Origin of the sequence: Streptomyces sp. NBRC 110035, from assembly GCF_000829695.1 — a bacterium.
Taxonomy (GTDB): Bacteria; Actinomycetota; Actinomycetes; order Streptomycetales; family Streptomycetaceae; genus Streptomyces.
This window is the reverse complement of sequence record NZ_BBNN01000015.1, coordinates 530,777-539,560: the sequence shown is the minus strand read 5'-3', so window position 1 is coordinate 539,560 and position 8,784 is coordinate 530,777. Positions and strand designations below refer to the sequence as shown.

8 protein-coding genes are annotated in these 8,784 nt (G+C 72.6%); 3 read left to right on the top strand and 5 right to left on the bottom strand.

What is annotated here, in order from left to right; genetic code table 11:
- Positions 1 to 34: 34 nt before the first annotated feature.
- Together TU30_RS02500 and TU30_RS02495 are read right to left on the bottom strand one after the other, a co-directional pair.
- A complete protein-coding gene (locus TU30_RS02500; RefSeq protein WP_042163780.1) occupies positions 35 to 1,612 on the bottom strand; it encodes an AMP-binding protein in 1,578 nt (525 codons plus the stop codon).
- Positions 1,613 to 1,617: 5 nt separating this feature from the next.
- Positions 1,618 to 1,863: a phosphopantetheine-binding protein gene (locus TU30_RS02495; protein WP_042163778.1), complete on the bottom strand. Its 246-nt coding sequence runs from the start codon at positions 1,861 to 1,863 to the stop codon at positions 1,618 to 1,620.
- 129 nt (positions 1,864 to 1,992) lie between these two features.
- On the opposite strand from TU30_RS02495, the gene TU30_RS02490 reads away from it, so the two are divergent.
- Together TU30_RS02490 and TU30_RS02485 are read left to right on the top strand one after the other, a co-directional pair.
- On the top strand, positions 1,993 to 3,249 hold the full coding sequence (locus tag TU30_RS02490) for an alpha/beta fold hydrolase (RefSeq protein ID WP_042163776.1): 1,257 nt from the start codon (positions 1,993 to 1,995) through the stop codon (positions 3,247 to 3,249).
- Positions 3,250 to 3,325: 76 nt separating this feature from the next.
- A complete protein-coding gene (locus tag TU30_RS02485; RefSeq protein WP_042163775.1) occupies positions 3,326 to 4,075 on the top strand; it encodes a class I SAM-dependent methyltransferase in 750 nt (249 codons plus the stop codon).
- Between the two features lie 36 nt (positions 4,076 to 4,111).
- Here the strand turns inward: TU30_RS02485 and TU30_RS02480 are convergent, their stop codons facing one another.
- Positions 4,112 to 4,822: a PIG-L deacetylase family protein gene (locus TU30_RS02480; protein WP_042163774.1), complete on the bottom strand. Its 711-nt coding sequence runs from the start codon at positions 4,820 to 4,822 to the stop codon at positions 4,112 to 4,114.
- A gap of 161 nt (positions 4,823 to 4,983) precedes the next feature.
- Between TU30_RS02480 and TU30_RS02475 the strand changes: the two genes are divergently transcribed.
- On the top strand, positions 4,984 to 5,346 hold the full coding sequence (locus TU30_RS02475) for a VOC family protein (protein ID WP_042163773.1): 363 nt from the start codon (positions 4,984 to 4,986) through the stop codon (positions 5,344 to 5,346).
- 145 nt (positions 5,347 to 5,491) lie between these two features.
- Here the strand turns inward: TU30_RS02475 and TU30_RS02470 are convergent, their stop codons facing one another.
- Together TU30_RS02470 and fabD are read right to left on the bottom strand one after the other, a co-directional pair.
- On the bottom strand, positions 5,492 to 6,415 hold the full coding sequence (locus TU30_RS02470) for a DUF6039 family protein (RefSeq protein WP_042163770.1): 924 nt from the start codon (positions 6,413 to 6,415) through the stop codon (positions 5,492 to 5,494).
- 34 nt (positions 6,416 to 6,449) lie between these two features.
- Complete coding sequence (gene fabD / locus TU30_RS02465; RefSeq protein WP_052479728.1) at positions 6,450 to 8,780, bottom strand: ACP S-malonyltransferase; 2,331 nt, start codon at positions 8,778 to 8,780, stop codon at positions 6,450 to 6,452.
- Between the last annotated feature and the right edge of the window lie 4 nt (positions 8,781 to 8,784).

Sequence of the window (8,784 nt, the reverse complement as noted above, 5' to 3'; positions counted from 1 at the left end):
GCCCAGCATCACTGGCGACGGCGCCGATGCCCGCTCAGATCTGAGCGGGCCGGCGCGCTGAGGACTGCATCGAGGCCAGGCGCTGTTCGGCGACCCGGCGCAGACGGGGACGATCGACCTTGCCGTTGGCATTGAGGACGGGCTCCGGCACCCACCACAGCAGGCGCGGCAGCATGTACGCGGGCAGCCGTAGGGCGGCCCGGCGCAGGACCTCGGCCTGGTTGACGGCCGGTCCGCCCATCAGACAGGCGACGAGCTGCGGGCCGCTGTCTCCGGCGACCGTGAGGACGGCCACCTCCGCGCCCGGGGCGGCGGCGCGCAGGGCCTCGCCGACCTCCCCCGTCTCGACCCGGTAGCCCTGGACCTTGAGCTGACTGTCGGAGCGGCCCAGATGGGTCATACCCGCGGGGCCGCGGCGCACCAGGTCGCCGGTGCGGTACCAGCGGTGTCCGTCGAGGTCAAGGAACCTCTGCGCGTCCTCGGCAGGGTCCAGATAGCCGCTGAACACCTGTGCGCCGCGCAGGCAGAGTTCGCCGCTGCTCGCCGGTGTGCCGTCCTCGTCGACGACGAGGGTGTGGACGCCGGGAAACGGCTCGCCGATCGGCACGACGGCGTCGTCCGGCGTGTCGTCGGCGCCGTCCCAGACATGTCCCGTACAGGCGACGCTGGCCTCGGTCGGTCCGTACAGGTTGTCGATGACGGAGTGGGGAGCTGCCGTGCGCCACGCACGCGCGGTGCCGGTGGTGAGCGGCTCGCCGCAGAAGATCGTCGTACGGAGGTCCGGCAGGCAACCGGGGTCGAGGCGGCCGGTGATGCGCAGCGAGGCCGCCAGGCTGGGGGTGGCATGCCAGACGGTGATGTGCTGACCGGCCAGCCGGGCCGGTGCCAGCGCCTGAAGCCGGTTGAGGGCGCAGAGGCAGCCGCCGGAGCCCCAGGCGAGAAACAGCTCGCTCATCGACAGGTCGAAGGTCAGCTCGTAGATCTGGCTGAACCGGTCGCCGGGGCCGAAGTCGTAGCGTTCGAGGGCGGTACGCACGAAGGCACTGATGTTGCGGTGCCGTATCGGCACCCCCTTGGGCACCCCCGTGCTGCCCGAAGTGAACATCAGGTAGGCGAGGTCGTCGGGGCATCGTCCGGGCACCCGGACGATGCCGGGCGGCCCGGGCCTGCGCACCTGAGGGCCGGTCCCGGAGGGGCCGGCCGGGGAGGGCGGTTCGGGCAGGTCGGCGGTGACGAGGGTGCCCGGTCCGAGCAGCGGCAGCAGGGCGGGCAGCGCGGCGGCACCGGTGGCATCCACCACCAGCGCGTCCAGCCCGGCCGCCGCGGCCACGGCGGTGAGCCGGTCCGGCGGCGCGTCGGGGGCGAGCGGGACAGCACAGGCGCCGGCGCGCAGGGCGGCCAGGAATCCGCCGTACGCCGTCACGCTCTTGGCGGCCAGGACGCCCACCCGGCGCCGCCCGTCCGCTACGAGCGGACCGGCCAGCGCCGACACCTCACGGTCCAACGCCTCGTAGGTCAGGGTCTGTTGTCCGACCCGCAGCGCCGGTCCGCCGGGGGCGAGCGAACGCCCACGGTCGAACCACTGGTCGAGCAGTAATCCGTCGGCGGGCATCCCGGTCAGCCGTTCGCCAGCTGCCCGACGACCGCCCACAGCGTGCCCGGCGTGCGGAACGTGGTCGGCGTGATGGTGTGGTCGGGGAAGGTCACGCCCAGGATGTCCTCCAGGGTGTCCATCAGCACCACCGCCGCGACCGAGTCCAGCCCGACGGTGGCCAGCGGCAGGTCCTTGGGAACCGCCGCCTCCTGCGCCAGCGCAGGCAGTTGAGCCCGCAGTATCTGCTCCAGGGTCTCGTACCCGATCATGTCCAGATGCCCTCTCCCTCGGTGAGCCTGTCAGCGAACCGGTGCCGGGCTGCCCGTGCTGCTCACAACTGAGCGGCATGGCAAAGAAGGTCCGATCATGCTCGGAACGCGGCCGAGAGTGGGAGGACCATGCCCGAGACCATCGAGTCGTTCCTGTGCGCCGTGCACCGGACGTACACGGAGGTGACGCGCCGGGAGCCCGGCTACTTCGCCACGCGCCCGCTGCGGGCGGGCGACCCGCCGACGGGTGCCGCCGAGGCAGTGGCCGACGCGTTCGGTGTGACGCTCACGGCGACGGATCCGGCGGCGTTCACGGCTGTGGACGAGCTGCTGGACCGGCGGCGCCGAACCCGGCCGGACGAGGACACCGACGACGTCGACCCCGGCCGCGCCGCCGGCCACGTCCCGGCCGGCGCGTGGCGGGCATGGCGGCAGCGGCAGGACCGGCAGGGCGCGCTGCGGGCCGCGCGGGCCGCGCACCTGGGCCGGTCCCTGGAGCGCCGCGTGGTACGGCACGCGGGCCGCCGCCTGCGCTACCGGGTCGGCGGGCGAGGGCCGATGCTGGTGCTGCTCACCGCCCTGGGGCATACCGACGAGGTCTGGCATCCGCTGGCCGAACGGCTGCTGCCGGGGCGGCGGTTGGTGATGTGGGACGCCGGGGAAACCGCTCCGTCGGGACAACCCTGGCTGCTCGACGGCCATTTGACCGACATCGACGCCGTACTGGACGCCGAAGGGGCGGCCTCGTGCGACGTCGTCGGGTGGTGCTCGGGGGCCCAGATCGCGCTGGAGTACGCGCACAGCCGCCCCTCCTCCGTCCGGGCGCTGGTGCTGCTGCACGGCTCGTACCCGAGGGCGGCGGGCGACGCCTGCTCCGCCTACGAACGCGATCTGGGCGCGGTGTGCGCCTCCGTCGCCGCGCGACCCGGGCGGGCGCAGAGGGCGCTCAGGATGCTCACCGGCGGCGCCGTGCCCGAGCCGCTGCCCGCCGACGAGGGGCGCGCGGCCGTCGAGGTGCTCGCCCGTGCCCCGGCGGGCGTGGAGTCCGTACTGCGCCGCCCGTTCCGGGATCCGGACGCGCTGGTCCGCTACAGCCGTCAGCTGACCGAGCTGTGGCAACGTCCGCTGCCCGGCCCTGCATCGGGCCTGCCGCCGCTGCTGTCCCTGGCCGCGGACCTCGACCGGGTCGCCGCTCCCGAACCGCCGGCGGCGCTGATGCCGCTGCTGGCAGGCCGGCACGGTGAGCTCGTCGGTGCCACGCACTACACCATGATCGACCGCCCCGAGGTGGTGGCGGCGGTCTGCGGAGCCTTTCTCGACGACCCGTCGGGCGGTGCGCCCCTCGCCACGGGACCGGCGGAGATCCGCTGGGCCCCGTGCCCGTGAACCCGCCTCCGGCGTCCAGTTCGTCCCATACGTACGCCCACGAGGGCATGACCCCATTCCGCGAGGAAGTGACGCCATGACCAGTTCCGTGAAGTTCGACAAGCTCGCCGCCCACTACGACGCGGCTCGCGGAGGTGAGGGGCGCGGACACATGACCGCTGCCACGATCTCACCGCATCTCGCCCCCGGCCCGGTGCTCGAAGTCGGCGTGGGAACCGGTGTGGTGGCGGCCGGCCTGGCCGCTCTGGGGCGCACGGTGCGCGGCGTGGACGTCTCCCAGCCGATGCTCGACGTCGCCGCGAAACGCTTCGACGGCGAGCTGCTGATCGGCGACGGGATGGCGCTTCCGTTCGACGACGCCTCGCAGGACAACGTCGTGTACGTGCACGCGCTGCACCTGATGGCCGACATGACGGCGGTGCTGACCGAGGCGGCGCGGGTGCTGCGGCCCGGCGGCCGGGTGGTGATACGCCACGGTGACCCCGTAGCCGACGCCGACGACCTGGTGCTTATTTTGCGCCAGGTTCAGGCGATGCAGCCGGCCCGCCCCGACGAGCCCGACGCGGTGCGGGCGGCGGCCGAGGCGGCCGGGCTGCGGCTGCTCCGGCAAGGCCTGGAGCCGGAGTACGAGAGCGGGATGAACCCCGACACCTTCATCGCGCTGATCACCAACCGGCAGGTGCCGTTCCTCCAGCGGCTGGAGCCCGAGCAGGCGGCGGAGGTCGTCGCGCCGATCCTGGAGCAGCTGCGTGCCCTGCCGGAACCGCAGCGGGTGCGGCGGCAGGCGTGGTCGTGCTGGCTGACCGCCGCGGAGAAGCCGGTCTGACCGGACCGGGCCCGCGGTGGCGCCGGGGAAACCCGGTCAGCAGGGGATCAGTTCGAACGCCACCGCAGGCACCCCCCCGAAGCGCGCGCCGGTCGCCTGCGCCTGGCCGTTGACGGCGGGCCGCACAGCTTCCCGGGTGTATCCCAGGCTCGCGAGGTAGGTCTCGTGAGCTCCGAGTGACGCGACGGCGGCGTCCAGGCCGGTGGAGATGTCCACGGCGTGGGTGGGCTGGGGAGAGTTCGCCACGGCGAGGTACTTCACCGACCACGGCTCACCCGCGTCCGGCAGTATCCACCGGTTCCCGGCGTCCATGACGGCGTCCAGCGCGCATCGCCCGAACTCGCGGTGGTCGGGGGCGTTCCACCGTCCGGTGCCGGTGCGCTCATGGTGGTTGAAGACGACTACGAGCTGCGGGCGCAGCCTGCGGATCGCGGCCACTAGGCCGCTCCGCAGCGCCTCGCCGGCGCGCACCGCGCCATCGGGGTGGTCGAGGAACTCCACTTCAGTGACGCCCACTTGGGCGGCGGCCTGCCGCTGCTCGGTCTCGCGCACCTCGGCCGCCCGCGCGGGGGGCATGCTGTCGATCCCCGCTTCGCCGCGAGTGGCCAGCAGGTAGGACACGGCGTGTCCCTTGCGGGTCCACACCGCGACCGCTCCCGCGGAACCGAACTCGACGTCGTCGGGGTGCGCGGCCAGTACGAGCGCGTTCTCCCAGTCCTCGGGCATACGTTCCAGGTTATCCGTCATGATCCGACGGTACGGCCGGGCAAAGGCGCCGAATGCTCAATAGTGTGCTGCCGTGGGACGTAGTCCGGAAGATCGTTGGTTCGGCTCCCGCCGTGGCATCTTCGTGGAAGACTGCGTGCGGGCATCCCGGCCCCCAACCACATTCCTGAAAGGGTGGATTAATGGCAGCGATCACTCAGCCCGGAGCCATCACCTTGAGTTGTCCCGACCCGGAATCACTGGCCGACTTCTACGCTCGGGCAACCGACTGGCAGAAGATCTTCACCAGCGAGTCGGCGGCATATCTGGCAGGCGAGAACGGCATGCGTATGGGATTCGTCAAGATTGACGGATTCAAAGCCCCGACCTGGCCGGACGCGGCCCATCGCGTACACATCGACTTCAGCGTCACGGACCTGAACAAGGCCGAGGCCGAACTCCTGGAACTGGGCGCCACCAAGCCCGAGGACCAGCCGGGCGAAGGCAAGTGGACAGTCCTGCTCGACCCGGTCGGCTACCCCTTCTGCATCACCGCGATGGCCTGACCGCCGTCCGGTGCCGACCGCCGTCCGGACCCACCGGTCCCGGCGGGTTCCTGACCCGCCGCCCATGAGGTTCCGTCCCGCGCACCCACGTACGCGTCCCCTGCCCCGGATTCCCGGAGCGGGGACGCGTGCGTGTGTCTGACGCTCAGCCGAACGTCCGGGGCACCAGCAGACCGTCCCTGGCGCTGTCCTGGATGACGATCTTGTCCCAGGTGCCGCCGCCACGCTCCGGCGAGATCCACTCCTGGATGTAGGACGCCCGGGGCGCGCTCGGGTCCGGGCTCGCGTCCAGCGCCATCAGCTCTTGGTATGCCTCGATGTCCGCCATGTGGATGAACATGTGGAGGCGGTCCATCTGCCCGAACGCCTCCTCGAACAGCAGGACCGTGGTCCGGCCCTTGGCGTTCAGGTTGTACGTCTCGGCGAGCGTCCGGACGAGCACCCGGGCCTCCGCCCGGTACGCGTAGTGCACCTGGGCGGTGCGGTGCATGAGCAGCCCGGACGACGCGCTGGTGAGCAGGCTCTCGAGGGGCAGCGAGCTCTGCCGCGCGGCCGGCAACAGTTGGAACCGGGCCCGGCCGTCCACCGTCTCGACCGGGTTCAGGTCCTGCCGCGTCGTCTCCTGCTGCGCCATCGCCTCGGTGGCGGTGCCGAAGATGCCCCAGCGGTGCGGCAGCAGGACGGTCTCCCGCACGCTGCCCGCCTCGAACAGCTCCTCCCAGCCGTCGTCCTCGCCGGCGTCGCGCCCGAAGACACCGCTCCCTCGGTCGGCTCCGCGCTGGGTCAGCGCGGTGTAGTCCCCCAGGGAGCGCAGGTGGATCAGCCAGTGCAGGCGGCCCCGGGTGCCGAAGGCGTCCTCGAAGCTGAGTGCGGTGGCGATGCCCTCGTTCCGCTCGTTGAAGTCCTCCGCCAGGGCCCGGGTGGCGGCGCGGGCGCGGGGGCCGTGACCGGCCCGGATCTGCGCGGAGCGCCACAGCACGACTTCGGCCGAGGCGGTGTCGAGGGTCTTGTCCGGGGGCGTGCGCACCTGGTGCTGGGCGGTTGCCGCGGCGGGCGGGAAGGCGTTCATCGGTGGGTCCCTTCACTCGGGGGTGGTGGGTGAATCAGCGGACGCGGGCGGCGGCGAGGACTTCCGCGGCACCGGTCATCAGCAGGTCGGCCACGGCGTCTACGTCGCGCCGCCGCCACGACTCCAGCGCGGTCCCCTCGACCAGACGGTTGAAGGCGCCCATCGCGGGGCCGCAGTGGATCTGGAAGTTGGCCGCGTTGTCCTTCGCGCCGTCCAGCGCAGCCCGTGACGATTCGGCGAAGTACCACTTGAAGACGAGCGCCATACGCCGTTTCGCGTCCCGCTCGGCGTCGCGGGCGATCTCCGGTCGGCCGGTGTCCCGGTAGTACCGGCCGGTCTGCTCCCACACCTCAGCCAACGGCCTGCGGAAGCAGGTGCGTTCGAGGGTGGCGAGCGTCCTGCTGTCGATGTCCTCCAGCCGGTGGTGTCTGCGGTAGAGCTCGTAGAGCTGGTTGGCGCGGGCGGCGAACATCGTGCCCCTCCGTACCACCTGCACCCGGGAGCCGATCTCGAACAGGTCACCGGCGGGGGCGTACGTGACGTCCTGCACGTCGAGTCCGGCCAGCAGGTCCTTCACCGCGTCGGAGGTGCCGGCCTGCGGGCTGCACTGGTTGACGCTGCCGGTGAGGACGAAGTCCGCGCCGAGCAGGAAACAGGCCGCCACCGCCTCCGGGGTGCCGATGCCTCCCGCCGCGCCGACCCGTACCGGTTCCCCGCCCGCCGACGCGGAGAGGCTCTCCCGCAGCCGCAGCAGGGTGGGAATCAGGGCGAGCACGACTCCGCCGTCGGTGTGCCCGCCCGAATCGGACTCCACGCAGAGGTCGGACGCGACCGGCAGCCGGGCGGCGACCGCCGCCTCCTCGCCGGTCAACGCGCCCTCGGCGAGCAGCCGGGCGAGCAGCTCCGGCGGCGGCGGGGCCAGGAACTGCCGCGCCACCTCCGGCCGGGACACCTTGGCGAGCACCTGGTTGACCGCCGCCGGCCGGCCGGCCCCGTCGAGATGTGCGCCCCTGGCCCGGAACAGCACCAGCGGCGCGGTGACCCGGGTGAACGCCGCAGCCTCGACGTACCGCACGCCGCGCTCCAAGTACAGCTCGACCGTGGCGCGTTCCAGCACGCTGTCGGTCATGTCGTGCAGCAGGTTCATGCCGTACCCGGCACCGGACGGCAGCCGTCGTCCGATGTCGTCCAGCGCCTCCCGTATCCGGGCGAGAGACAGTCCCCCGGTGCCGAAGAAGCCGAACAAGCCGGCCCGCGCCATTTGGATCACCATGTTGGTGGAGGCGATGCCTTGGTACATCGACCCCGCGACATAGGCGTGGCGGGTGCGGTAGACCTCACGGAACCGGGCCGACCCGAGGGCGGTGCCGGCTCGCCGCCCCGCCGGCGCGGGATGCGCGGCCACGGAGTCGGCCGGCGGGGTCGCGGAAACGACGGGCTGCGACGGCTGGACCGTCGCATGGCCGACAGGTGCCGCAGTGGTACGGGGACTCGGTCGCCCCCCTCCGGCGGGTTGCCGGCGGGCTGCGTCGGCCTCGCGCCAGAAACCGGTGAGCGTCCGGCCGCGGCCGATCTCCCACACCTCGTCGACCCCGACGTCCAGCAGACGGTCCATCGTCTCCCGCCAGCGGACCCGGGACCGGATCTGGCGGCCGAGCAGCGCCGCCACGGGCTCTGCGGGCGGGTACGGCGCGGCCGTCACGTTCGCGATCACCGGCAGCTTCGGGGGCGCCAGCTGCGCCTCGGCCAGCACGTCCGCGAACCGCTGCGCCGCCGACGCCATGTCCCGGGAGTGGAACGCGGCGCTGACCGGCAGCGGCACGCACCGGAGCGCCGGATTTCCCCCGCTCAGCAGGCGGGAGACCTCCGACACACCGGCAGGGGCGCCGGAGATCACCACCTGCGTCGCCGAGTTGTCGTTGGCCACCTCGACGTCGTCCCGGCCCGAGTCGGCAAGCACGCGTTCCACCTCGGCGAGACCGGCGCCGACGACCGCGGCCATGGAGCCGCCGTCGGCCTCGCCCATGAGCCGGCCACGCTCCGCGACCAGGCGCAGTCCCGTAGCGAAGTCCAGGACTCCGGCCACCATCAGCGCGTTGAGTTCGCCGAGGCTGTGCCCGGCGACCAGGTCGGGCTCTCCCCTTTCGGCACGCTGCGCCAGATACGTGAGCGCGTGGACGGTGAACAGCGCGGGCTGGGCATAGCGGGTGAGCCGCAGTCTGTCGTCGTCGCCCAGGCACAGCTCCCGGATCGAGTAGCCGAGGACGTCGTCGGCGAGAGCGCAGTGGTCGGGGAAGGCGTCGAAGAGGTCGGCTCCCATCCCCCGGCGTTGGCTGCCCTGCCCGGCGAAGAGCAACGCGCGCACGGCG

Bases quoted from the DNA above. Each gene is read 5' to 3' on its own strand.
- TU30_RS02480 (WP_042163774.1), bottom strand. From the start codon at position 4,822: ATGACGGATAACCTGGAACGTATGCCCGAGGACTGGGAGAACGCGCTC.
- TU30_RS02470 (WP_042163770.1), bottom strand. From the start codon at position 6,415: ATGAACGCCTTCCCGCCCGCCGCGGCAACCGCCCAGCACCAGGTGCGC.
- TU30_RS02500 (WP_042163780.1), bottom strand. From the start codon at position 1,612: ATGCCCGCCGACGGATTACTGCTCGACCAGTGGTTCGACCGTGGGCGT.
- TU30_RS02495 (WP_042163778.1), bottom strand. From the start codon at position 1,863: ATGATCGGGTACGAGACCCTGGAGCAGATACTGCGGGCTCAACTGCCT.
- TU30_RS02485 (WP_042163775.1), top strand. From the start codon at position 3,326: ATGACCAGTTCCGTGAAGTTCGACAAGCTCGCCGCCCACTACGACGCG.
- TU30_RS02475 (WP_042163773.1), top strand. From the start codon at position 4,984: ATGGCAGCGATCACTCAGCCCGGAGCCATCACCTTGAGTTGTCCCGAC.
- TU30_RS02490 (WP_042163776.1), top strand. From the start codon at position 1,993: ATGCCCGAGACCATCGAGTCGTTCCTGTGCGCCGTGCACCGGACGTAC.